General features: G+C 68.9%; 30 protein-coding genes and 1 tRNA gene. 23 read left to right on the forward strand and 8 right to left on the reverse strand.

Annotation, left to right across the window (positions count from 1 at the left end):
* Positions 1 to 69: 69 nt before the first annotated feature.
* The 6 genes from BMH31_RS11820 to aceE all read right to left on the reverse strand — a co-directional run bounded on the left by BMH31_RS11820 (position 70) and on the right by aceE (position 7,726).
* Positions 70 to 1,311, reverse strand: coding sequence for a beta-ketoacyl-[acyl-carrier-protein] synthase family protein (locus tag BMH31_RS11820; RefSeq protein WP_099725063.1), 1,242 nt, complete (start codon positions 1,309 to 1,311; stop codon positions 70 to 72).
* 150 nt (positions 1,312 to 1,461) lie between these two features.
* Positions 1,462 to 1,710 (reverse strand): acyl carrier protein, encoded by a 249-nt coding sequence (locus BMH31_RS11825; protein ID WP_099725062.1) that lies wholly within the window; start codon positions 1,708 to 1,710, stop codon positions 1,462 to 1,464.
* 58 nt (positions 1,711 to 1,768) lie between these two features.
* Entirely contained in the window at positions 1,769 to 2,773 is a 1,005-nt protein-coding gene (locus BMH31_RS11830; RefSeq protein ID WP_099725061.1) for a beta-ketoacyl-ACP synthase III, read from the reverse strand.
* An 18-nt stretch (positions 2,774 to 2,791) separates the two neighbouring features.
* Complete coding sequence (locus tag BMH31_RS11835) at positions 2,792 to 3,709, reverse strand: ACP S-malonyltransferase (protein ID WP_099725060.1); 918 nt, start codon at positions 3,707 to 3,709, stop codon at positions 2,792 to 2,794.
* A gap of 79 nt (positions 3,710 to 3,788) precedes the next feature.
* Positions 3,789 to 4,985: a helix-turn-helix domain-containing protein gene (locus BMH31_RS11840; protein WP_099725059.1), complete on the reverse strand. Its 1,197-nt coding sequence runs from the start codon at positions 4,983 to 4,985 to the stop codon at positions 3,789 to 3,791.
* Between the two features lie 14 nt (positions 4,986 to 4,999).
* Positions 5,000 to 7,726 (reverse strand): pyruvate dehydrogenase (acetyl-transferring), homodimeric type, encoded by a 2,727-nt coding sequence (aceE, locus tag BMH31_RS11845; protein WP_099725058.1) that lies wholly within the window; start codon positions 7,724 to 7,726, stop codon positions 5,000 to 5,002.
* Between the two features lie 280 nt (positions 7,727 to 8,006).
* On the opposite strand from aceE, the gene BMH31_RS11850 reads away from it, so the two are divergent.
* From BMH31_RS11850 to BMH31_RS11965, 23 genes are all read left to right on the forward strand, one after another.
* Positions 8,007 to 8,471: a peroxiredoxin gene (locus BMH31_RS11850; RefSeq protein ID WP_099725057.1), complete on the forward strand. Its 465-nt coding sequence runs from the start codon at positions 8,007 to 8,009 to the stop codon at positions 8,469 to 8,471.
* Between the two features lie 65 nt (positions 8,472 to 8,536).
* Positions 8,537 to 8,609: transfer RNA gene (locus BMH31_RS11855), tRNA-Val, on the forward strand.
* Between the two features lie 525 nt (positions 8,610 to 9,134).
* On the forward strand, positions 9,135 to 10,085 hold the full coding sequence (locus BMH31_RS11865) for a hypothetical protein (protein WP_099725056.1): 951 nt from the start codon (positions 9,135 to 9,137) through the stop codon (positions 10,083 to 10,085).
* Between the two features lie 82 nt (positions 10,086 to 10,167).
* A complete protein-coding gene (locus tag BMH31_RS11870) occupies positions 10,168 to 10,506 on the forward strand; it encodes a hypothetical protein (RefSeq protein WP_099725055.1) in 339 nt (112 codons plus the stop codon).
* Positions 10,503 to 10,838, forward strand: a complete 336-nt coding sequence (locus BMH31_RS11875) for a hypothetical protein (RefSeq protein ID WP_099725054.1) — start codon at positions 10,503 to 10,505, stop codon at positions 10,836 to 10,838. Before BMH31_RS11870 ends, BMH31_RS11875 begins: the two co-directional genes overlap by 4 nt.
* A complete protein-coding gene (locus BMH31_RS11880; RefSeq protein ID WP_099725053.1) occupies positions 10,835 to 11,161 on the forward strand; it encodes a hypothetical protein in 327 nt (108 codons plus the stop codon). The genes BMH31_RS11875 and BMH31_RS11880 overlap by 4 nt, the downstream gene beginning before the upstream one ends.
* A gap of 82 nt (positions 11,162 to 11,243) precedes the next feature.
* The gene (locus BMH31_RS11885; protein WP_099725052.1) at positions 11,244 to 11,450 is read left to right on the forward strand and encodes a hypothetical protein; all 207 of its coding nucleotides are present in this window, start codon (positions 11,244 to 11,246) and stop codon (positions 11,448 to 11,450) included.
* Positions 11,440 to 12,168 carry an HNH endonuclease gene (locus BMH31_RS11890; protein WP_099725051.1) on the forward strand — a complete coding sequence of 243 codons (729 nt, stop codon included), beginning with the start codon at positions 11,440 to 11,442 and terminating at the stop codon, positions 12,166 to 12,168. Before BMH31_RS11885 ends, BMH31_RS11890 begins: the two co-directional genes overlap by 11 nt.
* A gap of 101 nt (positions 12,169 to 12,269) precedes the next feature.
* On the forward strand, positions 12,270 to 12,644 hold the full coding sequence (locus BMH31_RS11895; RefSeq protein ID WP_099725050.1) for a hypothetical protein: 375 nt from the start codon (positions 12,270 to 12,272) through the stop codon (positions 12,642 to 12,644).
* A complete protein-coding gene (locus BMH31_RS11900) occupies positions 12,607 to 14,028 on the forward strand; it encodes a hypothetical protein (protein ID WP_143469872.1) in 1,422 nt (473 codons plus the stop codon). Before BMH31_RS11895 ends, BMH31_RS11900 begins: the two co-directional genes overlap by 38 nt.
* A 91-nt stretch (positions 14,029 to 14,119) precedes the next feature.
* Complete coding sequence (locus tag BMH31_RS11905; RefSeq protein ID WP_099770531.1) at positions 14,120 to 15,355, forward strand: phage portal protein; 1,236 nt, start codon at positions 14,120 to 14,122, stop codon at positions 15,353 to 15,355.
* Complete coding sequence (locus tag BMH31_RS11910) at positions 15,352 to 16,932, forward strand: HK97 family phage prohead protease (protein WP_099725047.1); 1,581 nt, start codon at positions 15,352 to 15,354, stop codon at positions 16,930 to 16,932. The genes BMH31_RS11905 and BMH31_RS11910 overlap by 4 nt, the downstream gene beginning before the upstream one ends.
* Before the next feature lie 3 nt (positions 16,933 to 16,935).
* Complete coding sequence (locus tag BMH31_RS11915) at positions 16,936 to 17,274, forward strand: hypothetical protein (RefSeq protein ID WP_099725046.1); 339 nt, start codon at positions 16,936 to 16,938, stop codon at positions 17,272 to 17,274.
* A gap of 2 nt (positions 17,275 to 17,276) precedes the next feature.
* The gene (locus BMH31_RS11920) at positions 17,277 to 17,651 is read left to right on the forward strand and encodes a hypothetical protein (protein WP_099725045.1); all 375 of its coding nucleotides are present in this window, start codon (positions 17,277 to 17,279) and stop codon (positions 17,649 to 17,651) included.
* Positions 17,652 to 17,660: 9 nt separating this feature from the next.
* The gene (locus tag BMH31_RS11925) at positions 17,661 to 18,062 is read left to right on the forward strand and encodes a hypothetical protein (protein WP_099725044.1); all 402 of its coding nucleotides are present in this window, start codon (positions 17,661 to 17,663) and stop codon (positions 18,060 to 18,062) included.
* A gap of 9 nt (positions 18,063 to 18,071) precedes the next feature.
* Complete coding sequence (locus BMH31_RS11930) at positions 18,072 to 18,479, forward strand: HK97 gp10 family phage protein (protein WP_199068491.1); 408 nt, start codon at positions 18,072 to 18,074, stop codon at positions 18,477 to 18,479.
* Positions 18,480 to 18,482: 3 nt separating this feature from the next.
* Positions 18,483 to 18,884: a hypothetical protein gene (locus BMH31_RS11935; RefSeq protein WP_099725043.1), complete on the forward strand. Its 402-nt coding sequence runs from the start codon at positions 18,483 to 18,485 to the stop codon at positions 18,882 to 18,884.
* Positions 18,885 to 18,961: 77 nt separating this feature from the next.
* Positions 18,962 to 20,878, forward strand: a complete 1,917-nt coding sequence (locus BMH31_RS11940; RefSeq protein WP_099725042.1) for a hypothetical protein — start codon at positions 18,962 to 18,964, stop codon at positions 20,876 to 20,878.
* A complete protein-coding gene (locus BMH31_RS11945) occupies positions 20,875 to 22,296 on the forward strand; it encodes a hypothetical protein (protein ID WP_099725041.1) in 1,422 nt (473 codons plus the stop codon). Before BMH31_RS11940 ends, BMH31_RS11945 begins: the two co-directional genes overlap by 4 nt.
* Positions 22,297 to 22,307: 11 nt before the next feature.
* Positions 22,308 to 22,901, forward strand: coding sequence for a hypothetical protein (locus BMH31_RS11950; RefSeq protein WP_099725040.1), 594 nt, complete (start codon positions 22,308 to 22,310; stop codon positions 22,899 to 22,901).
* On the forward strand, positions 22,898 to 23,584 hold the full coding sequence (locus tag BMH31_RS11955; RefSeq protein WP_099725039.1) for a hypothetical protein: 687 nt from the start codon (positions 22,898 to 22,900) through the stop codon (positions 23,582 to 23,584). Before BMH31_RS11950 ends, BMH31_RS11955 begins: the two co-directional genes overlap by 4 nt.
* Positions 23,581 to 23,817 carry a hypothetical protein gene (locus tag BMH31_RS11960; RefSeq protein ID WP_099725038.1) on the forward strand — a complete coding sequence of 79 codons (237 nt, stop codon included), beginning with the start codon at positions 23,581 to 23,583 and terminating at the stop codon, positions 23,815 to 23,817. The genes BMH31_RS11955 and BMH31_RS11960 overlap by 4 nt, the downstream gene beginning before the upstream one ends.
* Positions 23,814 to 24,032, forward strand: coding sequence for a hypothetical protein (locus BMH31_RS11965; protein ID WP_099725037.1), 219 nt, complete (start codon positions 23,814 to 23,816; stop codon positions 24,030 to 24,032). The genes BMH31_RS11960 and BMH31_RS11965 overlap by 4 nt, the downstream gene beginning before the upstream one ends.
* On the opposite strand, the gene BMH31_RS15435 is transcribed toward BMH31_RS11965, so the two are convergent.
* Both BMH31_RS15435 and BMH31_RS11975 read right to left on the reverse strand, forming a co-directional pair.
* Positions 24,029 to 24,451 (reverse strand): hypothetical protein, encoded by a 423-nt coding sequence (locus BMH31_RS15435; protein WP_143469874.1) that lies wholly within the window; start codon positions 24,449 to 24,451, stop codon positions 24,029 to 24,031. The two genes, BMH31_RS11965 and BMH31_RS15435, sit on opposite strands and share 4 nt — an antisense overlap.
* Positions 24,448 to 25,305, reverse strand: a complete 858-nt coding sequence (locus tag BMH31_RS11975) for a tyrosine-type recombinase/integrase (protein ID WP_158234968.1) — start codon at positions 25,303 to 25,305, stop codon at positions 24,448 to 24,450. Before BMH31_RS11975 ends, BMH31_RS15435 begins: the two co-directional genes overlap by 4 nt.
* Positions 25,306 to 25,383: the final 78 nt, after the last annotated feature.

Here is a 25,383-nt window from a genome sequence, read left to right on the forward strand (position 1 = left end):
CGAGAGAGGCCCGGATCCTGAACGGATCCGGGCCTCTGCTGCGCTCTGGTGCTGTGGCTTCGCCGTCGACTAGGCGTCGTACGAGCGGATCGCCACGACCGCGTTGTGGCCGCCGAACCCGAAGGAGTTCGAGATGGCGAGCTGCGGGCCGTCGCCGAGCGGCTGCGGCTGCACGGAGACGTTGACCGGGATCTCGGGATCCTGGTCGACCAGGTTGATGGTCGGGGGAGCGACGCGGTTCTGCACCGCGAACACCGAGAACATCGCCTCGAGCGCGCCGGTGCCGCCGAGCAGGTGACCCGTCGCGGCCTTGGTGCCGGACACCGGGATGGTGTCCGCACGCTCGCCGAAGACGGCCTGCAGGGCACGGTACTCGTTGATGTCACCGACCGGGGTCGAGGTGGCGTGCGCGTTGATGTGCGTCACGTCCTCGGGGGTCGCGCCGGCCTGCTCGAGCGCCATGAGCATGGCGCGGATGGCGCCCTTGCCCTCTGGGTCGTTGGCGGTGATGTGGTAGGAATCGGCGGTCACTCCGCCGCCCGCGATCTCGGCGTAGATCTTGGCGCCGCGAGCGAGCGCGTGCTCTTCGGTCTCGAGCACGAGCGCCGCAGCGCCCTCGCCCATGACGAAGCCGTCACGATCGGTGTTGTACGGGCGCGACGCGTGCGCCGGATCGTCGTTTCGCTTCGACAGCGCCTGCATCGAGGCGAACGAGGCGATCGTGACCGGGTGGATCGCGGCCTCCGAGCCACCGGCGATCACGACGTCCGCGAGACCCGCCTGCAGGTGCTCGTATGCGTTGACGATCGACTCGGTGCTCGATGCGCAGGCCGAGGCCACGGTGCGCGCGTAGGCGCGGGCCTCGAAGTGCATCGATACGGCGGCCGACGGCGCGTTCGGCATGAGCATCGGCACGGTGAGGGGCATGACCCGGCGGGGGCCCTTCTCTCGCAGCGTGTCCCAGGCGTCGAGCAGCGACCAGACGCCGCCGATGCCGGTCGCCCAGTCGACGCCGAGACGCTCGGAGGGGACCTCGGGGCTACCGGCGTCGGCGAAGGCCTCTTTCGCGGCGACGAGCGCGAACTGGCTCGACGGATCGAGGCGCTTCGCGACCGGCCGGTCGAGCACCTCGGCCGGCGAGACGCGCGCCTGCCCCGCGAAGGTCACGGGCAGCTCGTACTTGGCGACCCACTCCTGCTCGAGCGTGCGAACGCCCGACTCTCCGGCGAGGAGGGACTCCCAGCTCTCGGTGGCCGTGCCGCCGAGGGGAGAGGAGGCGCCGATGCCGGTGACGACGATCTTCTTACTCATGTTGGGTGCTCCGCGAGTCCAATCGATGCGAGGCCGGGCTCGTGCCCGGCTGCTGAAAACTGTGGGGAGGCCTCGCGGGTGGGCGCCCGTCGATGGGACGCCCGCCCGCGGCGGCTCCGATGCGGCCTCCGCAGCGCGGAGACCGCCGTCTCAGGCCTGAGCCTTGACGATGAAGTCGACGGCGTCGCCGACGGTCTTGAGGTTCTTGACTTCCTCATCGGGGATCTTGACGTCGAACTTCTCCTCGGCGTTGACCACGATGGTCATCATCGAGATCGAGTCGATGTCGAGGTCGTCGGTGAACGACTTGTCGGCTGCGACGACGTCGGCCGCGATCCCGGTCTCGTCGTTGATGAGCTCGGCGAGACCTGCGAGGACCTCTTCGTTGCTGAATGCCATGTGCGGATTCTCCTTGTATCGGTGGGTATGGACGGTCGGTAAAGCGTGTGGGTCGAGACTAGGGCAGCTCGACGACCTGCGCACCGTAGACGAGGCCGGCGCCGAAGCCGATCTGCAGGGCGAGACCGCCCGACAGCTCCGGACGCTCCTCGAGCAGGGCGTGCATGGCGAGGGGGATCGAGGCCGCGGACGTGTTGCCCTGCATCTCGATGTCGCGGGCGATCGCGACGGACTCGGGCAGCTTCAGCTGCTTCGCGAACTCGTCGACAATGCGCATGTTGGCCTGGTGCGGGATGAACGCGGCGAGATCGCCGGGCTCGATGCCCGAGGCCTCGAGGGTCTGCCGTGCGACCTTCGCCATCTCCCAGACGGCCCAGCGGAACACGGTCTGGCCGTCCTGGCGCAGGGTCGGCCAGGGCACCTCGGTCGGGTTCGCCCGGTACTCCTCGAAGGTGGAGGTGACGCCGATCGTGTCCCACTTCTCGCCGTCGGAGCCCCAGTTGGTCGGGCCGATGCCGGGGTGGTCGCTCGCTCCGATGACCACGGCGCCGGCGCCGTCGGCGAGCAGGAACGATATCGAGCGGTCGGTGGGATCGATGATGTCGGACAGCTTCTCGGCGCCGATGACCAGGACGTTCTTGCAGATGCCGGCGCGCACGAGGGCGTCGCCCTGACCCACGCCGTAGGTGTAGCCGGCGCACGCGGCCGAGATGTCGAACGCGGCCGCGGGGGTGAGACCCAGGCGGTGGGCCGCGAGGGATGCCATCGAGGGGGTCACCGCGACGTTCGAGATGGTCGAGATGATCACGCCATCGATCTCGGATCGGTCGAGGCCCGAGCGCACGATCGCCTCCTCGCCGGCCTGCACCGCGAGATCGACCGCGCCGACCTCGGCGCTGGCCCGGCGGCGCTGCACGATGCCGGTGCGCTGGCGGATCCACTCGTCGGAGGAATCGATCGGGCCGACGATGTCGTCGTTCGGCACGTCGAGGTCGCCGCGGGCGGCGCCGACCGAGAGGATGCGGGTGTGAGCGGGTCCGGTGGGCTGGACGAGCTGTGCCATCGGTGGGTCCTTCCGGAATCAGGCGGCGTCGGCGATCAGCGCGATCGCGTCGTCGAGGTCGGCGGGGGTCTTCACGGCCACGGTCGGCACGCCCTTGAGCGCGCGCTTCGCGATGCCGGTGAGCGCCCCGGCCGGGGTGAGCTCGATGAGGCCGGTGATGCCGGCGTCCTGGAACGAGGTCATGCAGGCGTCCCAGCGCACGGGGTTCGCGATCTGCGAGACGAGCAGTTCGAGGTACCGGGCACCGCTCTCGATGCGGCTGCCATCGGCGTTGGTCCAGAGGGGACGCACCGGATCGTTGGGGGTGACCGCTGCTGCTGCGTCGGCGAGCACGGGCACGGCCTCGGCCATGAACTCGGTGTGGAACGCGCCGGCGACCTGGAGCGGGATCACGCGTACTCCTCGCGGGGCGTTCTCGCCGAGCGCGAGGAGGGCTTCGCGGGTGCCCGCTGCGACGATCTGGCCGCCGCCGTTGCGGTTGGCGGGAGTCAGGCCCTGCGCCTCGATCGCGGCGAGCACGTCGGCCTCGACGCCGCCGACCACCGCGGCCATGCCGGTCTCGGCGCGGGTGGCCGCGGCGGCCATCGCACGACCGCGAGTGCCGACGAGCGCGAGGGCGTCGCCGGCGTCGAGCACGCCGGCCGCTGCTGCCGCGGCGAACTCGCCGACGGAGTGGCCGGCCACGCCGATGCCGTCGAGCGATGTGCGCGCCTCGAGCGCGCGCCAGGCGAGCACGGAAGCGGCGACGATGAGCGGCTGGGCGACCGAGGTGTCGCGGATCGTGTCGGCGTCGCTCTCGGTGCCGTGCGCGATCAGATCGACGCCGCTCCGCTCGGAAGCGGCGGTGAGGAACTCGCGGGCGCCGGGTGCCTCGAGCCATTCGGAGAGGAAGCCGGGGGTCTGGGAGCCCTGTCCGGGGCAGGCGATGATGATCACGGGTCCTAGTTTCTCAGATCAGGCATGCAGGGAGTGCATGTATTCAACCAGTGTTTCGCGGTTCCGTTGTGGAAGTCCGCTATTTTTTGGAGCGCCCGGCGCGCCTTCCGCCGTGCTGGGCGATCGAACCGACGATGAGCGCCGATTGCAGGATCAGCGCCTCACGGGCTCCCGTGGCGTTCCAGCCGATCAGCTCGGTCACCTTCTTGAGCCGGTAGCGCACCGTGTTCGGGTGGACGAAGAGCTCGCGGGCGGTCGCCTCGAGGGAGCGGCCGTTGTCGAGGTAGCACCAGAGCGTCTCGAGCAGTTCGCCGGACTGCGCCACGAGGGGCTCGTAGATCTGCTCGATGAGTGTGCGGCGCGCGAGGCCGTCGCCCGCGAGCGCGCGCTCGGGGAGCAGGTCATCGGCCGAGACCGGCCTGCTCGCGCCGCGCCAGGAGCGCGCCACGGCGACGCCGGCGAGGGCGGCGCGGGCGCTGCGGGACGCCTCGACGAGGTTCTCGACGGGCGGACCGAGCACGATCGGACCGTCGGAGAATCCGTCGGCGAGCCGTGCTGCGATGTCGATGAACGGCAGGGGAGCGGGGAAGGTGCGCCCCTCCTTCACCTCGGGGTTCATGCGCCCGAGCACGAGCACCAGGCGGGTGCCCTGCAGACCGATGAGCACATCGGCCCCGGCGTGCCGGGCGGTACGACGGATTTGATCCACGTCGACGACGCGATCCGAGGTGCCGACCAGCACCGCGGCCTCGCCGTCGCCGTGCCAGCCGAGGGCCGCGATGCGGCTCGGTAGCTCGTCGTCGCTCTCACCCGTGAGGATCGAGTCGACGACGAGCGCCTCGAGGCGGGCGTCCCAGAGGCCGCGGGCCTCGGCGGCGCGTGCGTAGACGTCGGCCGCCGCGAAGGCGACGTCGCGCGAATAGTGCAGGATCGACTCCCGCAGCGCCTCGCTGCGACTCGCCACGCGCTCCTCGACCACCGAGACGACCACACGGATCAGCTGCAGGGTCTCCTGCAGGCTGATGGAGCGCAGCAGCTCGCGCGGTGCGGAGCCGAACACGTCGGACGCGATCCACGGCGTCGAGGAGGGGTCCTCGTACCACTGGATGAACGAGCTGATGCCCGTCTGCGCCACGAGCCCGACGGCGCTGCGCCTGGACGGCGGCATATCGCCGTACCAGGGCAGCGTCTCCTCGAGCCGCGTGATCGTCTGGGTGGCGAGCTCGCCTGCGATGGTGCGCAGCCAGGCGAGCTCCTGTTCCTTCGATCGATCCATCGGGATTCGGCCGCTTACGCCTCGCCGCCGGCGCCGCCCGTCGTACCCGCGTTGACGTCGAGCAGGCGGTACTGCTCGGCGGCCTGGCGCGGGATCGAGGCGTCGATCTTGCCCTGCGCGGCGAGGCGCTGCAGCACCTTCACCACGACCGCCTCGCGGTCGATCGCGAAGTAGCGGCGTGCAGCGGCACGGGTGTCGGAGAAGCCGAAGCCGTCGGCGCCGAGCACCGAGTAGTCGCCGGGCACGAACTGGCGGATGAGGTCGGGGACCTCGGTCGCCCAGTCGCTGACCGCGACCACGGGCCCCTCGGCGCCCTGCAGCTTCTGCTCCAGGTACGACGTGCGCGGCGTCTCTTCCGGGTGCAGGAAGTTGTGGCGATCCGCGTCGATGCCGTCGCGACGGAGCTCGCCCCAGCTGGTGACGCTCCACACGTCGGCGGCGACGCCCCAGTCCTTCGCGAGCAGCTCCTGCGCCTCGATGGCCCACGGCACGGCCACGCCCGACGCGAGGATCTGAGCCGGGATGCCGCCCTCGGTCGCCGGGCTGACGCGGTGGATGCCGCGGATGATGCCGTCGACGTCCACGTTCTCGGGCTCGGCCGGGTGCTTGAACGGCTCGTTGTAGACGGTGAGGTAGTAGGTGACGTTCGGATCCGGGTGGTTCCCGCCGTACATCCGCTCGATGCCCGATCGGACGATGTGCCCGATCTCGTAACCGTAGGCGGGGTCGTAGGACACCACGGCCGGGTTCGTCGAGGCGAGCACGAGCGAGTGGCCGTCGGCGTGCTGCAGGCCCTCGCCGGTCAGCGTGGTGCGGCCGGCGGTCGCGCCGATCATGAAGCCGCGCGCCATCTGATCGCCCGCGGCCCAGATCGCGTCGCCGGTGCGCTGGAACCCGAACATCGAGTAGAAGATGTAGATCGGGATCATCGGCTCGCCGTGCGTCGAGTACGACGTGCCGACGGCGGTGTACGCCGCGGTCGCGCCGGCCTCGTTGATGCCGACGTGGATCAGGACGCCCTGGGGGCTCTCCTTGTATGCCAGCAGCAGCTCGCGGTCGACCGAGACGTAGTTCTGCCCGTTCGGGTTGTAGATCTTCGACGTGGGGAAGTAGGAGTCCATGCCGAAGGTGCGCGCCTCATCGGGGATGATCGGCACGAAGCGCGCGCCGAAGCCCTTGTCGCGCATGAGGTCCTTCAGCATGCGCACGAACACCATGGTGGTCGCGGCCTCCTGCTGGCCGGTGCCCTTCGCGGCGATGGCGTAGCTCTTGGCCTCGGGCAGCACGATGTCGGTGTGCTTCGTGCGACGCTCCGGGAGGTACCCGCCGAGCGAACGACGGCGCTCGTGGATGTACTGGATCGCCTCGTCCTGCTCGCCCGGGTGGTAGTACGGGGCGTTGTAGACGTCGGCTTCGAGCTCGCGATCCGAGATCGGGATGTGCATGGTGTCGCGGAAGAGCTTCAGGTCCTCCAGCGTCATCTTCTTCATCTGGTGGGTCGCGTTGCGGCCCTCGAAGTGCGGGCCGAGGCCGTAGCCCTTGATCGTCTTCGCGAGGATGACGGTCGGGCGGCCCTTGTGCTCGGTCGCCGCCTTGAACGCCGCATAGACCTTGCGGTAGTCGTGGCCGCCGCGGCGCAGGCCCCAGACCTGCTCGTCGGTGTAGCCGTCGACGAGGTGCAGCGCGCGCTCGTCGCGCCCGAAGAAGTGCTCGCGCACGTACGCGCCGTTCTCGGCCTTGTAGGTCTGGAAGTCGCCGTCGGGGGTGACGTTCATGAGGTTGAGCAGGGCGCCGTCGGTGTCGTTCTCGAGCAGCGAGTCCCACTCGCGGCCCCACACGACCTTGATGACGTTCCAGCCCGCGCCGCGGAAGTAGCTCTCGAGCTCCTGGATGATCTTGCCGTTGCCGCGGACCGGGCCGTCGAGACGCTGCAGGTTGCAATTGATCACGAAGGTCAGGTTGTCGAGGCCCTCATTCGCCGCGACCTGGAGCTGCCCGCGGCTCTCGACCTCGTCCATCTCGCCGTCGCCGAGGAACGCCCAGACGTGCTGGTCGGAAGCATCCTTGATCCCGCGGTTCGTCAGGTACTTGTTGAACTGCGCCTGGTAGATCGCGTTGATCGGGCCGATGCCCATCGAGACCGTGGGGAACTGCCAGAAGTCGGGCATGAGGCGGGGGTGCGGGTAGCTGGGGATCCCGCCACCGCGGTGCGAGTGCTCCTGACGGAAGCCGTCGAGCTGATCGGCCGTGAGCCGTCCCTCGAGGAACGCGCGGGCGTACATGCCGGGGGAGGCGTGGCCCTGCACGAAGATCTGATCGCCGCCGCCCGGGTGATCCTGGCCGCGGAAGAAGTGGTTGAAGCCAACCTCGTAGAGCGAAGCCGCCGACGCGTAGGTCGAGATGTGCCCGCCGACGCCGATACCCGGCTTCTGCGCGCGCTGCACGGTCATGGCCGCGTTCCAGCGGATCCACGAACGGTACTTGCGCTCGAGCTCCTCGTCGCCGGGGAACTCGGGCTCGTCCTCGGACGCGATCGTGTTCACGTAGTCGGTCGTCGGGACCTGGGGCACGTTGAGGTGCAGCTGGCGCGAACGTGCCAACAGGCTCGTCATGATCTCGCGACCGCGGCCGGCGCCTCGCGCCTCGACCACCGCGTCCAGGGACTCGCGCCACTCGGCGGTCTCCTGGGGGTCCAGATCGTCCTGATCCGGTGCGTACGGATCCTCAGTGTTCACGGCCAAGATATTGCTCCTTCACCAAGCGTCGCGCTCCACCCAGGTGCGGGGGAGGCGAGGAGGGTTCCGCGGATGCGCGGACCACCGTCCAGACTAGCGGCTTCCTCCGACGGTTCCCGCGTATTTCGGTGGGTGCCGTGTCCGATCCGCACAAAATTCGGCGTCTTCGCGGGGTTTCGAGCGGCCTCGCCGCGTGTCGCCCGATGACATCCGGCGGTGCCGCGCTCGCTAGCATTGGAACGTTTCCCATCATGGTGGCGCGTCCGCGCCGAGAGAGGAGTTCGCAATGGTGCTCGAGGTCGGAGCGATCGCGCCTGATTTCACCCTGTCGGATCAGCACGGCGAGGAGCTCAACCTGACGGAGCTCGTCGCGGAGGGGCCCGTCGCGCTGGTCTTCTTCCCGCTCGCGTTCTCCGGCATCTGCACGGGGGAGCTGTGCGCGCTACGCGACAACCTGTCGATCTTCGACGACTCGCGCGTGCGCCTCGTCGGCATCTCGGTCGATTCCGTCTACGCGCTCAAGGCATGGGCCGAGCAGGAGAAGTACGAGTTCTCGATCCTGTCGGACTTCTGGCCGCACGGCGCCGTCGCACAGCAGTTCGGCGCGTTCGTCGAGGAGGCGGGCATCGCGACCCGCGCCACCATCGTGATCGGCGAGGGCCGCAAGGTCCTCGCCTCGTTCGAGACCTCACCGGGCGAGGCTCGCGATTTCGGCGCCTACCGCGAGGCCATCGAGGGGCTCGCCGCGTAACTCCCCGAGATTCGTCTCCGCGAGCGGGTTCCCCTAAGCTTGGGGGAGCCCGCTCGCGGGCGAGAGGGCCTGTAGCTCAGCTGGTAGAGCGCCACGTTTACACCGTGGATGTCGTCGGTTCGATCCCGGCCGGGCCCACTCCATCACTCAGACCGAACAGGTAGTCGGTCGATACGCCGAAGTAGCGCGCAATGGTGCGCAGCTCGTCGGCGCTCCATCCGCGGCGCCCGCGCAGCTTCATCGAGAGTGCCGCCTGGCCAATGCCAAGCTCCGGAGCAAAGCTCGTCTGCGAGAGCCGTGCACGCCACATCAGCTGGTGCACACGCTCGCCAATGGTCTCGTCTGCGCTCTGCCCGCCTAGGGCCGGGTTCGTCATGCTCATGACGCAACCCTAACACTATTCGCCATAAACGCGATAGACGCGATGACACGTGACGATCATCACGATTCGTAGTGTACGCTCGGCGTCATGACAGAGCGTGATGACCACAACGAACGGGAGTTGATCCGGCCCGCCGAGGCGGCGCGGATTAGCGGCCTGACGCCTGGGGGACTCGCGGCAATGGCTGACCGTGGGAAGCTCACGGCTCCGCGCCCTGGTGGCACCCATCGGCGCTACGTTCGTGCGGAGATTGAAGCGCTTGCCGCACCCGTGGGGGAGCGATGAGTTTCGAGCACGTCGCCATCGCGATGAACCATAGCCGCGCGACGGGCGCCGCCAAGCTCGTGCTCGCCGGCATCGCATCGCACGCGAACGATGAGGGTGAAGCGTTCCCCGGGCTGCTCACGCTCGCCCGCTACGCCGGCTTCGACGGCTGGGACGCCGTAGCAGCCGAGGACACCAGCGAAGCGCGCGCAGCGGCCCGCACAGCGCGCGAGAGCGCCGCACGCTCGGCACGTCGCGCCATCCGCAAGCTCGAGGAACTCGGCGAGATTCGCACCGAGACGAACGCCGGCGGCACCCGCAACCGCCCGGACCACATGCGCCCGAACCTCTACACCGTGACGCTCGCGTGCCCGCCAGACTGCGACCACTCGGCCCAGCACCGCCGGCGCGACGCCGGCAAAGCGATCCTCGAGGGCATCAAGCCTGTGGATAACTCCGGGGGAGACCCCCGGACCGTAGAGCCCGGGGAGGGCTCGGGAGCCCGGACCCCCCGGGCCGCAGAGTCCCCCGAACCATCAACTAACCACCAAACACCTCAAGGACATGTACCTGAGACCCCGGGTGTAGACGCGAGCGCGCACGAAACCCCGTCCGAAGAGTTCGAGCTGCTGCCCCCCGATGCCGACACCGAGCCGGCCGGCGATGAGTCGCACTGGAACGACCAGGTGAAGCGCCCGAACCTCTCCGCCGGCGACGGCAAGCCGCAGCGCCCCGCGCCGGCCCCGCGCTTCCCGAAGTTCAAGCCCGAGGCCCGCCAGCGGCCCGCGGTCGTCTCGCCCGAGCAGCAGCGCATCAACGCCGAAGCCGAGCGCTACCCATGCCCCGCCGGCTTCGGCCCGCCCACCGCCCGCACCGCGTGGCACTGGTGCCCGATCACCTCGAGCACGTGCGTTCGGTGCGACTCACCCGCCGAGGCCATCCTGCGCGCCGAGGGGGTCGAGCTATGAACCGGGCCTTGTTCGTCCTCACGCTCATCGCCACCGCGCTCGTCGTCGCCGCACTCACCCTCACCATCCCAGGAGCAACCTCATGACCACCATCATTCGCGCCGGAGTCGGGCGCACCAAGCGCGCGCTCAGCTCGCGGCCGGTCAACCCCGAACAGCGTTGGTACGCCGTCGCCTGGGCCGAGGACGACGACACCGGGCAGCAGATCGGCATGGATCTCTGGGCATTCCGTGCGACCTGGCTCGACGCGATGGCAGCGGCCCAGCAACTCCGAGCCGAGGTCGAGCGCGAGCTGCTGGAAGACATGCACGAGAGCCTCGCTGCGCGCCGCACCGAGCGGGCCGCGCAGCTCGCCGCCGAGACCACCACCAAGCGACGACAGCCCGTCGTCATCGGACCCGAAATGGAGCCCACCGCATGAACACCACCACGATCCCTGTTGCCCCGATCCACGGTGCCGCCGATCTGATCGCGAAGGTTGGTGAGCTGCTCGACCAGATCGCCGCCGCCGAGACCGCGCGCATGAAGTTCCCGGAAGGCGATGGAGAGCGCATGTTCGCCACTGTCGGCGCAGCCTACGCCGCAGCCATCGGGAAGATCGAGCCAGCGGAGCCCGACTCGCTCGCCCTCGAGGCCGCCGCGGTTGACAACATCACGCAGATCCTCGAACTCGCGCGAGGCCGGCACGCGATCCACGCCGCCGCGCACGCCGCGAACACCACCGCCGAGCCCGAGACGGAGCCCACCGCATGACCACTCCGACCGTCACCCTGAACCTCACGACCACGCTCGAGGGCGAGGCGCTGCTGGCCAACGTCGACGCGCTACTCGAGAAGATGGCCGCTGCCGAAGCCTCGGGCGTGCTGCTGCCCGACGACACCGCATCGCTCGCGTTCGCCACCGTCGGCATGGCCTACGGCGTCGTCATCGGCAAGATCCAGCCGTTCAGTGACCTCGAGCACATGGCGGTCGATGTCGCCGGCCTGACCCTCGCGCTCGAGCGCGCCTTGGGCGCCCATGCCGCCCGGCTCGCTGAGCGCGAGGCCGCAGCGGCCGGGGAAGGTGCGGACTCGTGAACAGCGGGCTCTGGACGACGCTCCCGCTCGCCATCGGCTCACTGCTGCTGTTCGGGCGTCTCTGGTGGCTGGGGCGCCGGCGATGAGCGGCACGCGCGCCCCGCAGCCCCTCGCCACCGAGGCCCAGGTGTGCGAATGGCTCCAAATCGACCCCGAGCAGTTCAAGCTCATGCTCAAGCGCAAGAAGGGGCCGCGAGCGATCAACCTCAGCCGCACCGAGCGCCGGTTTGCGTGGCCCGACGTGCACGCATGGGCGAAGCAGCTCAGGGATCCCGACGATGGCAAGTAAGCGCGGCGGACGGGCGCAGACGGGCCTCACGCGGCTCGTGCTCGAGACGTACGGCACCCGGTGCCATCTTCGGATGCCCGGGTGCCTCGGCGTCGCGACGACCAAGGATCACCTCATCCCGTGGTCGCATGGCGGCACCGACACCCTCGAAAACCTCCGGCCGGCGTGCAAGCGGTGCAACAGCAAGCGGCAAAACCGCGTGCTGTCCGGGTACGGCGCGATCATCAAGGTTGTGACCGGCCCGCCGGCGTCGGGCAAGACCACGTACCTGGCCGAGCACGCGGCGCCCGAGGATATCGTCATCGACCTCGACGCCATCACGCGGGCGCTCATGCCGGCCGCGCCGGCCTCGACGCACGTCTACCCCGAGCACGTGCGGCACGTGGCCATCGGCGCCCGCAAGGCAGCGATCGACCGAGCTACCCGCATTGCCTACCGGTGCACGGTCTGGATCATCCATAGCATCCCGCCGCCCAACGTGCTCGCCGAGTACCGCGCGCTCAGGTATCAGATCATCACCATCGACCCGGGCCGCGAGGTGGTCGAGCAGCGGGCGCGCACGATGAGGCCGCGCTACATGTGGCCGGCCGTGGCCAAGTGGTACTCGACCTACCCGACCGGCTGCTCGAGCATCGTGCCGCCCCTCGAGCGCCGCGAACAGCCAACAGCCGAACAGCCGAGAACCGCGGAACCCGTGGCAGCCGGCGCCGACTGGTAACCCGGTTTTTCTGGCGCTGACTCGACGGCAGTCCCGCGCTCCACCTCCCTTCTCTCCCACAACAACGTAAGAAAAAAAGCCCCTCCGGCAGGACCGAGAAAATGACCGATCAGCCCGCACTATTCGACGCCCCCGCGCGCCCTCCCGAGCCCGAATCCGCCGAGGAAGCGGAGGTGCGCGCCTTCCTCGAGGCGCTCCGTGCCGAGCGCGAGCTGACGCCCGCCGAGAACGTCACCGGGCGCATGTGCATGGCGCTCGCGAAGTCCATCGCCGCCGGCAACGCGAAGGGCCGCAGCGTCGCCAGCGACGTTGAGCGGCTCATGGCCACGATGGCCACCCTGACCAAGACCGAAGGCGACGACCCCGACGCCGAGGACGAAGACTTGACCCCCGCAGAAAGAGCGCTGTTCGATGCCCTTGCTTCAGTACCCGCCCGGAATGGTGACCCCGCGAACGGCTACGCAGCGGAACTTTAGCCGGCCCACCTACGGCGGGCACCAGGCCGCAGTCGCCGCGCGCATCGGCGCCCCGTTTATCCCGTGGCAACGCTATGTCGCGGACGTGGCCGGCGAGGTCGATGAGCACGGGATGCTCTACTACAACACCGTGTTCCTGACGCTCCCGCGCCAGGCCGGCAAGACGCAGTTCGACCTCGGCCGCAACCTGCAATCGTGCCTCATGGGGCCGAACCGGCGCGCGTGGTACACCGCCCAATCGGGTCAGCACGCCTCGGCGAAGTGGCGCGAGATGAGCGACGTGTTCACCGAGTCGAAGCTCAAGCGGTTCGCTCGCCGGCGGCTGACGAACGGTTCCGAGGTGCTCAAGTTCCGCAACGGATCCGAGTTCCGGCCGCACCCGCCGACCGAGGACTCGCTGCACTCGAAGCAGTCGGATTCGAACTCGGTGGATGAGGCGTGGGCGTTCTCCGAGCTGCAAGGCACGCAGCTACTCGCCGCGATCCAGCCGACGACCGCGACCCGGCGAATGCTCGTGAAGCAGCAGCCGCAGCTCTGGATCATCAGCGCCGAGGGCACGATCGAATCGACGTTCTGGAACCCGCGCATCGACGCCGCGCGCGCGATGGAGAACCCGCGAACGGCCGTGTTCGACTTCGGCATTCCCGACGGCTCGGATCCGCTCGACCTCGAGAACATCGCGCGATGGCATCCCGGCTACGGCCATCTGCTCGACATGGAGACGCTCGTCACCGCGGCCGGCCAGCTCCCGCCGGGGGAGTTCGCCCGCGCCTACGGCAACCGGCGCACCGGCGCCACCGAGCGGGTCATATCGGCCGAGGCGTGGGCCGGCGCCGCCGACCTCGGCCTCGCCGCCGACGGCCCGCTCTGCTTCGGCGCGGCCGTCGGCGTCGATGGCGTCGATACGACCATCACCGTGGCGCAGCGCGTCACGCCGGCAGTCGGGCAGCCCTACGTGCTCGTCGCCGTCGTCAACGGCGGGCACGACAACGGCACATGGTGGGCGCTCGACCGGCTCAAGGAGCTGAGCGCGAAGTACGGCGCCCCGGTCGCCATCGACCGGGTGGGGCCGTCCGCGTCGCTCTACCTCGAGGCGCAAGCCGCCGGCCTCACGCTCGTTGACCTCGACTCCGCGAAGGTGAGCGCCGCGTGCCAGCGCACGCTCGGCGGCATCACGAACCCGAACGGCCCCACGCTCCGGTTCAAGCAGCACCACGCCCTCGACGCCGCGGTGGAGCTGGCGACGCGGCGATGGATCAGCGACGGCGCATGGGTGTGGGGCCGGCGCGCCTCGGTGGGCTCGATCAGCGCGCTCGAGTCCGGAACGCTCGCCGCGTTCGGGCTCGACAACGCCCCCAAGGCCGTCGGCTTCCAGCTCGGCTGAAAGTCCCTGAAAGTCCTCGAAAGTCCTCGAGAGTCCCCGAACGGGCATCGAACCTTGGGGCCGGCGGCGAGCCGGCCCCAAGCTCGTGGCCATGTCGATCCTCACTACGGCGCTCGAATGGCTCACCGCCCCGATGACCCGCGCCGCGAAGCTCACCGCCGCAGCTCCCGAGCTGCCGGTGCGCTCCGACCGGATCACGAGCGTGAGCCCCGAGGCCGCGCTGTCGCTCTCGACCGTCTACCGCGGCGTGCAGATCCATGCGACCGCCGGCATGCAGCTCTCGATCCGCGCCGAGCGCGATGACGTGCGGATCCCGACGCCCTCGATCATCGAACGGCCGTGCATGGAGATGCACCGGCCGGCATGGATCGAGTACAACATCACGTCGCTCTACCTCGACGGCAACGCGTTCTGGGTCATCGAACGGTTCGGCCCCGGCACCCGCCGGCCCGGCACCGTGTCGAACATCACCGTGCTCGACCCCAACGAGGTGACGGTCAAGGTCGAGCGGCTGCCCCTCGGCCGCAAGCGGATCACCTACTACCACCTCGGCCGGAAGATCAACGGCGAAGTCAAGCACTTGCAGCTGCTCCGCGTCCCCGGCCTCGACCGCGGGCTCGGCCCGATCCAGGCCGCGCAGATGGAACTCCGCGGCGCGCTCGACGCCCGCGACTACGGCGCCATGTGGCTCTCGGACCAGTCGATGCCCGACGGCGTGCTCACCACCGACCAGGTACTCGCACCGGGCGACGCCGACAAGTACAAGCACGTCTGGTACGGCCGGAACCCCGACGGCAGTAAGCGGACCGCCGCCGAGGGCGCCGTCGCGTTCGGCCCCACCGAGCGGCTCCGCGTCATGGGCTCCGGGCTCCGCTACCAGCCCCTCATGCTCAAGCCGAGCGACGTGCAGTTCCTCGAAACGCAGCAGTTCACCACCACACAGGTGGCCCGGCTGCTCGGCACGCCGGCCTCGCTGCTGCTCGCCGCCGTCGAAGGCAACTCGCAGACGTACAGCAACGTCGAACAGGACTGGATCGGCTACGTGCGGTTCTCGCTCATGAAGCCGCTGCGCGAAATCGAAGAGGCGCTCTCCGAGCTGCTGCCCGCCGGCCAGCGCGCCCGGTTCAACGTTGACGCGCTGCTCCGCACCGACACCAAGACCCGGTACGAAGCGCACAACCTCGCCTTGGCCGGCCGCTGGAAGACGCGCTCCGAGGTCCGCGCCGATGAAGGGCTCATGCCCATCGACGGCATTGACGACCAGCCCGAGCCGGCGCCCGCCGAGCCCGCCACCGATCCCGCGCCCGAAACGGAGCCCACCGCATGACCGACCTCACCGCGAGCCTCACCACGCTCACCATCGCGAGCGACGGCCCCCTGACCCTCGACCGCGCCAAGCGCACCATCACCGGCAAGATCGTCGTGTTCGGCGTCCCGTCGTCCGACTACCGCCGCATCGTCATCGAGCCCGGCGCGCTCACGCCGCGTCAGCCGCTCAAGGCCGTCAAGCTGCTCCGCGACCACGACGACCGCGACCCCGTGGGATTCATGCTCAGCTACGACGGCGGCGACACCGCAACGTTCAGCGTCCCCGAGGGCGAGAACGGCGACCGCGCCCTCGCCGAGGCCGAGAACGGTCTGCGCGACGGCCTCAGCGTCGGAATCAACATCCTGCGCGACGTGCCCGGCGCCCTCATGTACGACGAAGCCGACGACACGAACCACGTCTACGCGGCCGAGCTGCTCGAGACCTCACTGTGCGCGATCCCCGCTCTCGCCGGCGCCGGCGTCACCGACGTTGCCGCCACCATCGACCGCCCCCGAAAGGAACCCATCATGACCGATACCCTGACCCGCGAGGATCTCGACGCCGCGCTCGACGCCTTCGGCACCGACTCCGACCGCCGCCTCGAGGCACGCCTGGCCCAGCTCAGCGACGCCGAGCCCGAGACGGCTCCGACGTTCGCCAGCTACGGCGACCTGATCCTCGCCGCCGCCGGCGGCGACGACACCGCCCGCGAGTACGCGCAGCGCCTCGCCTACGAAGGCGCCGCGACCCCCGACGCACACCAGCCCAACACCTGGGTGGCCGACACCGTGCGTCTCGTGGAGCAGAACCGCAAGACGCTCAACAGCTTCCACCGCGAGCCCCTGCCCGCGAAGGGCATGACGCTCGAGTACATGACGCTCAAGTCGAACTCCATGACCGTGGAGAAGCAGTCCGGCGAGGGCGAGGCGCTCAAGTTCGGAAAGATCCAGCTCGGCAGCGCCACCGCCTCGGTGGACACCTACGGCGGATACACCAAGCTCTCCCGCCAGGTGATCGAGCGCACCGATGCGCTCTACCTGAACACCGCGTTCCGCGCGATGGATCTTGAGTACGCTCGCGCGACCGAGGCCGCGACTCGGACGCTGCTCAAGGAAGCGATCACGGCGCAGATGACCGCCGGTAACAAGATCAGCCTCGCCGCCGGCGCCGGCGCCGACGAGTGGCTCGACCTGCTCGTGGACGCCCTCTCCGAGTACGAGGATCGCGGCTACACCATCGAAGCCGCGAAGGTTTCCAAGGACGTGTTCAAGCGGCTGCTCCGCCTCGAGGACACCGCCGGCAACCGCCTCATGCTCGTGTCCGGCACCGGCGTCAATCAGGTGGGCTCCATCGACCTCTCGAGCATCAGCGGCAAGCTGGGCCCCGTCCGGTTCGAGCTGCTCGCCGGCGCCGGCGCGAACACCGGCACGTTCTACGACCCTCTCGCGATCACCACGTGGGAATCGGCCGGCGCCCCCTGGCAGCTCGACCAGGAGAACATCGTGGACCTGACCAAGGACGTGTCGAAGTACGGCTACCTCGCGCAGGCGTGCCAGCACCCGACCGCGCTGCTCCCCATCGAGTTTCTGGCCTAAGCCATGACGACCTCGAGCACCACACCGCCGCCGGCTACCGACCTCGCGTGGTACGTCGATGCGATTGACGATGACGCGCCGTACGCGGCGCGATCCAAGCACGAAGCCGAGACGCTCGTGCACGGATTCATCGGCGGCGCTGACAACCCGTTCGGCGTGCCGGTCGCGGCCGTCGAGCGGGCGGTGCTCGAGGTCGGCGCGGACCTCTACTATCGCCGGCTCGCCCGCAACGGCATCACTTCGTTCGAGGGCGACATGGCCCCGCAGCCGATGCGCCTGAACCGCGATCCGATGACCGCCGCCTACCCGTTCCTCCGCCCGTTCCTCGTGTCTGGACTCTGACCATGCCCACCCCCCGCATCGACGCCGCCGACCGGCTTGCCGAGCGCATCGCCGCGATCTTCAAGGCGTCCGCCGACGCCGCGAAGGCGACCGCCACCGTGCACGACTCCGCCGTGGCCTCGGCCTCGCGCTACGGCGTCGCGCTCGTGACGCCGCCGGCCCTGACCTTCCCGACCTCCGAGGAATGGTCCGCCGACTGGGAGGTGCACCTGATCGCCGGCCCCTCGGGGTCGATGACTCAGGCGTGGCAGAAGCTCGACGCCATGCTCGACGCGCTCGAGCACTCCACCCTCCCGATCACCAGGGCGACGCCGGCCACCTACCAGCCGGCGACCGGCGGCGCCCTCTCCGCCTACACCCTCATCATCCCCAGCTAAGGAGCACCCATGTCTCGCATTCTCGGCCCCGGCAGCCTCACCGTGGGCGCCGTCGGTTCGCCCCGGCAGCTCGCCGCCGACCTCACCAAGATCAGCCTCACGCCCTCGACCGACAGCGAGGACGATATCCCGCTGCTCGACGGCAGCAACGAGAGCGGCGCCGACTCGACCACGTGGGCGCTCTCCGGCACCTCGCTCGACCAGTACACCAAGGACAGCTTGGCGCAGTGGGCCGCGCAGAACGCCGGCAAGGAGCTGCCGTTCGTGTTCGTCCCGAACGCCGACACCGGCGCCGAGTACGGCGGCGTCGTGAAGGTGCGCCCCATCGGCCTCGGCGGCGACGTCAAGAAGAAGAACAGCAACGACTTCGAGTGGCCGCTGATCGGCGATCCCACCTGGCCGACCGAATAGGCCAGCCCCGTGGGCTCCACCGTCAGCTCGGGATCCGAGTACCTCCGCATTGAACAGCGCGGCGCGGCCAAGTTCCGCAAGACGCTGCGAGCGGCCGGCGACGACCTCGAGGAAATGAAGGAAGCCCACGCCAAGGCGGCGGGAATCGTCGAAGGCGAGACCCGCCGCCGGGTGCCCCGCGGCGCGACCGGCCGGCTGGCCAGCACCATCCGCTCATCGGGCACCAAGACCGCCGGCGTCATCCGCGCCGGCCGCAAGTCCGTACCGTACGCCGGCGTCATCCATTGGGGATGGCCGGCACGACACATCACCCCCCGGCCGTTCGCCGCAGACGCGGCGAAGGCCACCGAACCCCAGTGGGGCCGGATCTACGACGACCTCGTGGCGAAGGCCATCGCACGAATTCAAGGAGCCTGACCTATGTCCACCAACCAGCTCACCATTACGTTCTCTGACGGCAGCACCGAGACCGTGCAGACCACCCTCGAGGATCGCCTGGCGTTCGAGTCCGCGCTGCGCAAGAACCGCGGGTGGGGAAAGCTCGAGGACAACGCCATGAAGATGATGCCGTTCCTCGCGTGGAACGCCGCCCGTCGCACCGGCAAGACCGAACTCTCGTGGGCCGAGTTCACGAGCGGCGACACCGCAGCGCTGAGCGTCGAGCCGCCCGCCGATGAGCCCGAGGATGCCGACGCCGACCTCGAGGTGCCCGGCCTGGGAAAAGATACCCCGACGGAACCCTCGAGTTCCTCTCCGTCGTCCTCGCGCGCGACTACGGCGGCACGCCGTGGAGCTGGCGCGGCGAAGACGGCCCGCGACTAGAGGACTACGCCACCGCGGTGCACGTCACCGAGGTGGCGAACGACGAAATCGAATCCCGAACCTGAAAGGAGCTGGCCGTGGGCAAGAGTCTCATCCTCGCTGTCAAGATCATCGGCGACGCCTCGAGCGCCGTGAAGGCGATGGACGACGCCGCGGGGAAGAGCGACGCCTTCGGCCAGCGCATGAACACCGCGGCGAAGTGGGCCGGCGCCTCACTCGTCGCCATCGGCGCCGCCGCCGCCGACTGTGTGGGCTCCGCGAGCGAGCTACAGCAGGCCGGCGGCGCCGTCGAGAGCGTGTTCGGCGAGTACGCCGACACCATGAAGAAGTACGGCGCGGACGCGGCCGACGCCGTGGGGCTCTCCGCGTCCGCCTACGGCAACATGGCGTCCGTCCTCGGTGCCCAGCTCAAGGGCATGGGTTTCGAGATGGGCGACGCCGCGACCAAGACGAACGACCTGATCGGGCTCGGCTCGGACCTCGCCGCGACCTACGGCGGCACGACTGCCGAGGCCGTCGAAGCGCTCGGCTCGCTGCTCCGCGGCGAGCGTGACCCCATCGAGCGCTACGGCGTCACGATGAACGAAGCCATGGTGAAGGCCGAGGCCATGTCTCTCGGCCTCATCAAGTCGAGCGTGGACGTGTCGAAGGTGAGCGCGGCGCAGGACCGCGCAACCGTCGCGCAGACCAAGTACAACGACGCCGTGGCGAAGTTCGGCGCCGAGAGCACGCAGGCCATCAGCGCGCACGCCTCGCTCACCAGCGCGAACAGCGCGCTCGAGAAGGCCACCGCCGGCTCGACCGGCGAGATGACCGCTCAGGCGAAGGCCCAGGCCACGCTCTCGCTGCTCTCCAAGCAGACCGGCGACGCCCAAGGCCAGTTCGCGCGCGAGCAGGACACCGTAGCCGGCGCAGCGCAGAAGGCCGCAGCGAACTTCGAGAACGCGAAGGCCGCGCTCGGGGAGTCGCTGCTGCCCATCGTCGCGGACGCCGCGACGAAGCTCTCGGAGCTGGCCAAGTATTTCCAGCAGAACAGCGAGTGGATCACTCCGCTCGTGGGCGCGTTCGGAGCGTTCGCGGCCGGCATCGTCGTCATCAACGGCGCGATGAAGGCGTGGGCCGCGATCCAGGCCGTGCAGACCGCCGCGCAGTGGGCCAACAACGCCGCGTGGCTCGCCTCGCCCATCACGTGGATCATCCTGGCCGTGATCGCGGCTATCGCGCTGCTCATCGCCATTATCGTCGTCGTCATTCAGAACTGGGACAAGATCGCCGAGGTCGCCGCCGCTGTCTGGCAGGCCGTGATCGACTGGATCAAGCAGGCCGCGCAGTGGCTCGGCGACCGCATCGGCGAGGCCATCGCCGCCGTCGTCGGCTGGTGGAACAATCTCAAGAACACGGCCGTGCTCGTGTGGCAGGCCATCATTCAGTGGATCCAGCAGGCCGTCGGCTGGCTCGGCGAGCGCGTCATGGCGCCGATCCGCGCTGTCGGCGACATGTTCACCAGTCTCAAGAACACCGCCGTGGGCGTCTTCCAAGCCATCATCGACTGGGTGAAAAACGCCATCGACTGGATCGCGAACCTCGCGAGCAACGCGATCCCCGGGTGGGCGAAGGATCTACTCGGCATGTCGAAGGCATCGTTCGCGGCGCCCGTGCAGCCCGAACTCGCCGCGTTCGACATGCCGTCGTTCTCCGCGCGAATGCTCATTGCGCCCGAGGTGGCGGCGTTCAGCGCGCCCGAGTATTCGGCCGTCGCCGGCTACTCGGCGCCGCTCGCCGACACTGCGCGCGCCGCCGGCTACGCGCTCGCCTACGAAGCGCCCCGCGTGCCGACCCCCAAGGGCTCCGAGGCTGGCACCACCGTCATCGACAACCGCAAGCAGGAGTTCAATTTCCCGGCCTACGTGGGCGACCGCGACGAACTCGTGGCCATGATCCGCGAGGCGCTCGAGGACGACCAGATCGACCGCGAAAGGAACATCTACGCATGACCGATCCGCAGACGATTGAGAACCACCGCCCGCGGGTCTACATCGACGGGCAGCTCGTCGCATCCGGGCACTCCGAAGGGCTCGCCGCCATCGCCAAGTTCGACATATCGTGGGGCGCCAACGACTGGTGGAGCGCGGTGGACCCCGCCGAGCTCAAGATGCGGCTCATCGACCCCCGCGCCGAGCTGCTCGCCTACACGGCCGCCGAGGGCCGGCGGATCCCCATCACCATCCGCCGCCGCGATGTCATGTCGGCGAGCGGCGAGGCGACCGTGTTCGATGGCCAGATCGAGACCATCACCGCGAAGTACGGCAAGCTCACCGACCCCCAGACCGGGAACCGGCGAGACGTATGGTTCATCGACATCATGGCCCGCGATCAGCTCGGCCCGCTCGCGGCCGACCGCCGACACGGCCCGAAATGGCCGAACCGTGAGGAGACACAGAAGCGGCTCCACTGGGGTCCGGGCACGATGGCCGAGCGCAAGCTGTTTCTCGATATCCGCACCGCGAGCCCAATCGCCTGGCAGCCCACCCGGCTCGATCAGTACGACAACGCGTCGATGCTGCTTGTGTACCCGGTCGCAGCCTACGAGACGCAGCAGAACGTTTCGGTGCTGACCGTGCTGCAGAACACCGCGCGAATCTCCGAGGTGCAGAACCGCGTCTACTACGATCCGGGCGCCAACATCATCCGGTTCATCGCGCCGCCGGACGGCCGGCGCATCGAGATGCTCGCGAACGGCGAGCAGCGGCTATCCGACGACGACGGACTCGTGCTCGACGGCGCCCAGTTCAGCCCCAAGAACGGGATCAGCGCCGCCTCGACAGCGCGCGAGCAGGTCACCCGCGTGGAGCTGACCCGCCGCGCCGAGACCCGACAGAAGTCGGACACGCCCACCTACATGACCATGACAGAGCTGTCGGACGAACGGAACTTCATTCCGAACGCGCCGAGCGCCATGACCGTGCAGATGACCACCGATCACTCGTGGGGATATGACTACTGGCCGCAGTGGGATATCAACCTCTACACCACCATCACGGGCACCTACGGGCGGCAGACCACAGGCCCAATCGAGTGGCACCCGCGCGAGGACATTGAGACGTACCTCGGCGGCTACGGCCGGCGCTTCCTTAACCCGGCCCCGCCGCTCGACGCGAACGGCCGGCCCGAAGTGTTCATGTTCCGAAACTCCCTGACGAACTGGGCGCCGGGCACCGGCCCGTTCTCCATCGTCGGCGGCACCCTCAGCTACGGACCCCGCGGGTGGAGCGCCGAGCTGAACCCGGCACCCGTCCCCGTGTTCGGATCCGCCACCGTCACCCTCGGCCAAGTCACCTCCACTCGCGCAATCGGCCAGCTCGCGGCCGGCTACCTCGTCGCCGATCACAGCAAGATCACCGCACTCCGATAGGACACCGCAGCATGTATACCTCGCCCACGTTCGGTCTGACCGGCCCGAGCCCGACCACGCCGTTCAACAAGCTCGGCGCCGAGCTGCAACAGATGCTGCTCGGCATCGACAACACCCTCAAGAACTTCGACTACTCCGGCGCCGACCCCGCCGCCGTCCTCAGCCGCGTGGCCGCGCTCGAGGTGCTCGCCGCTCGGAACGGCCGCATGTCCGGCACCGCGCAAGAGCGAGCGAACGCCGCCGCTGCCGCCCGCTACGGCGTGATCTGGCAGGACACCGATGCCGGCCGCAAGACCTACATAAGCAACGGCGCCGGCGGCTGGCGCCTCTACGCCGGCCTCGCGTCCGTAGCGGCCGGCGCGTGGAGCAGCAGCGTGGCCCCGTTCTACGGCCGTACCGCTGTCGTCTCGCTGCCCACCGTCATCGCCGCTGACGAAACCATCGAAGTCTCGTGCAACAACGTCGGCACCGGATTCGGGCTCGTCGTCTTGCGCAACGTGACCTCACGCGGCGCCACCGACACACAGATCAACGTCGGCCATTACCAGTTCGCGAACAACCAGCAGATGGCCGTCTCATTCATCTGGAAGGTAGTCCCCGTATGAACCTCGAGAAGTGGGCCGCGTCGATTGACGGCGAGCTGCTCGACCTCGACGCCGCGCCTACGCAGCAGCCGGCCCAATGTCACGACGTGTGGCTCAGCTACCTCTACGCGCTCGGCGGCAAGCCCGGCGACGGGCACGCACCCGGCGCCGAGGGCTGGACATCGGAGGTGTGGCGGCAGTTCCCGAAGCATCGGCCGAACCTTGCCAAGCTGTTCACCCGTCACGACGGGAAGACGATCAAGGCGGGCGACGTCGTGTTCTGGTCCGCCTACGACGGCAACGGGCTCCCGCACGTCGCCGTCGCCCTCGCGAACGCCGGCCAGTACACCGTCTATTGCCTCACGCAGAATCCCGGCCCTGTGCACCGCGAGCACCTCAGCCGGCGGGGGATCCTCGGCGTGCTCCGACCCATCACCAAGACCACACCCACCAGCAAGCCGGCCTCGAAGCCGGCAGCACCCGCCATCACTCAGGAGGAACTCATGGCGAACCCGACCTATGTTCAGGACGCAGCGACCAAGGGGCAGGGCACGATCTACGCCGTGAGCCCCATTACTGGCAAGAAGCGGCCGGTAAGCAAGGCCGAGTGGAACGGCTACCGAGCCGCCGAGAAGGCCGGCGGCGAAAAGCTCGCCGTCGGTCAGATCAGCAAGGCGGACCTCGACGCCATCCCGGACGCATGAGCGTAGAAGTCGCCGCGATCACCGCGTTCGGCGTTGTGGTCGCGGCGCTGCTCACCTACGTGACCGCCGCTCAGGGACGGATGCAGCGCGACCTCGGCGCCGCTGAACAGACCAACCGTGCTCTGTGGGCGTACACGCGCCGTCTGATCGATCAGGTGTACCGCCTCGGCGGGCAGCCGGCCGATCCGCCCACCTACGTTGACAAGCTCTATCGAGAGGACTCGACCCCATGACCGACCAGACCCCAACCCGCCGCGAGCGCCGGGAGCGCACGAAGCGGCTGACGCTGGCCCGCCGGCGCTGGCTGTACGGCATCCTCGCCGGCGCCGGCGGCGTCGCGCTCGTCTACGGGCTCGTGAACCCCGAACAGCTCGCCGCGTGGCTCGTGCTCGGCGGCGCACTGTTCGGGGTCACGGGGACCGCTCTGGCGAACCCGACCCCGGACTAGGCCGCGAGGCAGGCGAGCGCCTCGTCGGCGCCGTCCTCGGTCACGTCGAACTTGTGGCCGTTGATCTGCTTCGGCCAGTCCGTGAACTGGCCGGCGAATCCGTCGATGGCGACGATGGTCCCGCCGGCCTCGGCCGCGCTCGCGAGGTCGCCGCCAACGCCCCACACACCCTTGGACGTCTCGCCGTCCGGCGTGGTGAACTCCATTGCGACGATGGTCACATCCTTCATCGCCTTGCTTTTCACCGCGCCGGCAGCGCCGGGGGTAATGGCCGCCCCATTGGCGCCTTCGGCAATTGCGGACTTGACCGCTGCCGGCACCTCGATGCACGCGCGCCCGTCGCCGGCGGGAGCTGCTGAGCACCCCGCGAGGAATAGGCACGACAAAGAGAGGGCAATAGCTGCGATGGGCTTATTCATGCTGCGATCCTACGGCCTGAGCGCGCAGGAGGACGCACGGACGGCAGCGCTTGGATTCCCTCGTGCTTCCGTTTTCGTGACACCTGAGTGTAAATCTGCGTGGTCGATAGATCCTCATGCAGCATAAGTTCCTGCACCACGCGGATATCGACGCCCTGCTCAACGAGGCCGCTGCCGAAGCCGTGGCGGAGAGAATGCGGCGTGAGGCGCGGATCAGTGATCCCGGAACGGCGAATGGCTTTTGTTATCAAGTCCGTTACTGAGCTGCCCCTTATCGGGCGGTCGCTGCCGTCGCGCGCCGGGAACCACCAGCCCGTGCGTGGCATATCGAGCGCAAGTTCGGCGACTTCGGGATGAAGGGGGAGTAGCCCCGGCTTTCCACCTTTCGAGACGGTTGAAAACGTGCGCTCGGCGAGGTCGATATCGTCGCCGCGTACTCGCGCGATCTGGGATACGCGGAAGCCTTGGTGATAGCCAAGCATGATCATCGCCCGCGTGCGACGGTACGCACCGCTCTCGAGCATCACGGCGACCTGCTCAGCGCTGAACGGTCGCGGCTGGCCCTTGGGTACCCGCACGACGGGCAGACCCTCAGCAGGGTTCGAATGGAGGTATCCGTCTGCAACCATGCAGGCGTAGAACGCGATGAGCGCACCGCGCTCGGTGCGCCTGGTGCCAGCGGTCACCCCCGAGCGTCCGATGTACTGGCGCAGTTCGCGCGTGCCGACTTCCAGCAGGGGAGTGGCGACACGCCGCCCGAATGACCGGACGATTGATTCGCGGTTCCGTATGGTCGTGTCTGCGAGGTTTTGGGCGCGCTGATAGACGCTAAACGCTTCAAGCAAAGTTTCCATGCTCGAAGCGTGCCAGCGCCGCGAGGCCCGGATTTCCGCTGATATCATGCGGTTCTGCGCAGGGGAGTGACCACCGCC

This window comes from Leucobacter sp. OLIS6, from assembly GCF_002752355.1.
Taxonomy (GTDB): Bacteria; Actinomycetota; Actinomycetes; order Actinomycetales; family Microbacteriaceae; genus Leucobacter.

What these genes read in the sequence shown, in the direction of transcription:
- BMH31_RS11905 (WP_099770531.1), top strand. Translation starts at nt 14,120, where the DNA reads ATGTCGATCCTCACTACGGCGCTCGAATGGCTCACCGCCCCGATGACC.
- BMH31_RS11925 (WP_099725044.1), top strand. Translation starts at nt 17,661, where the DNA reads ATGTCTCGCATTCTCGGCCCCGGCAGCCTCACCGTGGGCGCCGTCGGT.
- BMH31_RS11935 (WP_099725043.1), top strand. Translation starts at nt 18,483, where the DNA reads ATGTCCACCAACCAGCTCACCATTACGTTCTCTGACGGCAGCACCGAG.
- BMH31_RS11920 (WP_099725045.1), top strand. Translation starts at nt 17,277, where the DNA reads ATGCCCACCCCCCGCATCGACGCCGCCGACCGGCTTGCCGAGCGCATC.
- BMH31_RS11880 (WP_099725053.1), top strand. Translation starts at nt 10,835, where the DNA reads ATGACCACTCCGACCGTCACCCTGAACCTCACGACCACGCTCGAGGGC.
- BMH31_RS11895 (WP_099725050.1), top strand. Translation starts at nt 12,270, where the DNA reads ATGACCGATCAGCCCGCACTATTCGACGCCCCCGCGCGCCCTCCCGAG.
- BMH31_RS11840 (WP_099725059.1), bottom strand. Translation starts at nt 4,985, where the DNA reads ATGGATCGATCGAAGGAACAGGAGCTCGCCTGGCTGCGCACCATCGCA.
- BMH31_RS11945 (WP_099725041.1), top strand. Translation starts at nt 20,875, where the DNA reads ATGACCGATCCGCAGACGATTGAGAACCACCGCCCGCGGGTCTACATC.
- BMH31_RS11870 (WP_099725055.1), top strand. Translation starts at nt 10,168, where the DNA reads ATGACCACCATCATTCGCGCCGGAGTCGGGCGCACCAAGCGCGCGCTC.
- BMH31_RS11900 (WP_143469872.1), top strand. Translation starts at nt 12,607, where the DNA reads ATGGTGACCCCGCGAACGGCTACGCAGCGGAACTTTAGCCGGCCCACC.
- BMH31_RS11960 (WP_099725038.1), top strand. Translation starts at nt 23,581, where the DNA reads ATGAGCGTAGAAGTCGCCGCGATCACCGCGTTCGGCGTTGTGGTCGCG.
- BMH31_RS11850 (WP_099725057.1), top strand. Translation starts at nt 8,007, where the DNA reads ATGGTGCTCGAGGTCGGAGCGATCGCGCCTGATTTCACCCTGTCGGAT.
- BMH31_RS11910 (WP_099725047.1), top strand. Translation starts at nt 15,352, where the DNA reads ATGACCGACCTCACCGCGAGCCTCACCACGCTCACCATCGCGAGCGAC.
- BMH31_RS11865 (WP_099725056.1), top strand. Translation starts at nt 9,135, where the DNA reads ATGAGTTTCGAGCACGTCGCCATCGCGATGAACCATAGCCGCGCGACG.
- BMH31_RS11975 (WP_158234968.1), bottom strand. Translation starts at nt 25,305, where the DNA reads ATGGAAACTTTGCTTGAAGCGTTTAGCGTCTATCAGCGCGCCCAAAAC.
- BMH31_RS11885 (WP_099725052.1), top strand. Translation starts at nt 11,244, where the DNA reads ATGAGCGGCACGCGCGCCCCGCAGCCCCTCGCCACCGAGGCCCAGGTG.
- BMH31_RS15435 (WP_143469874.1), bottom strand. Translation starts at nt 24,451, where the DNA reads ATGAATAAGCCCATCGCAGCTATTGCCCTCTCTTTGTCGTGCCTATTC.
- BMH31_RS11825 (WP_099725062.1), bottom strand. Translation starts at nt 1,710, where the DNA reads ATGGCATTCAGCAACGAAGAGGTCCTCGCAGGTCTCGCCGAGCTCATC.
- BMH31_RS11875 (WP_099725054.1), top strand. Translation starts at nt 10,503, where the DNA reads ATGAACACCACCACGATCCCTGTTGCCCCGATCCACGGTGCCGCCGAT.
- BMH31_RS11955 (WP_099725039.1), top strand. Translation starts at nt 22,898, where the DNA reads ATGAACCTCGAGAAGTGGGCCGCGTCGATTGACGGCGAGCTGCTCGAC.
- BMH31_RS11820 (WP_099725063.1), bottom strand. Translation starts at nt 1,311, where the DNA reads ATGAGTAAGAAGATCGTCGTCACCGGCATCGGCGCCTCCTCTCCCCTC.
- BMH31_RS11890 (WP_099725051.1), top strand. Translation starts at nt 11,440, where the DNA reads ATGGCAAGTAAGCGCGGCGGACGGGCGCAGACGGGCCTCACGCGGCTC.
- BMH31_RS11915 (WP_099725046.1), top strand. Translation starts at nt 16,936, where the DNA reads ATGACGACCTCGAGCACCACACCGCCGCCGGCTACCGACCTCGCGTGG.
- BMH31_RS11950 (WP_099725040.1), top strand. Translation starts at nt 22,308, where the DNA reads ATGTATACCTCGCCCACGTTCGGTCTGACCGGCCCGAGCCCGACCACG.
- BMH31_RS11830 (WP_099725061.1), bottom strand. Translation starts at nt 2,773, where the DNA reads ATGGCACAGCTCGTCCAGCCCACCGGACCCGCTCACACCCGCATCCTC.
- BMH31_RS11965 (WP_099725037.1), top strand. Translation starts at nt 23,814, where the DNA reads ATGACCGACCAGACCCCAACCCGCCGCGAGCGCCGGGAGCGCACGAAG.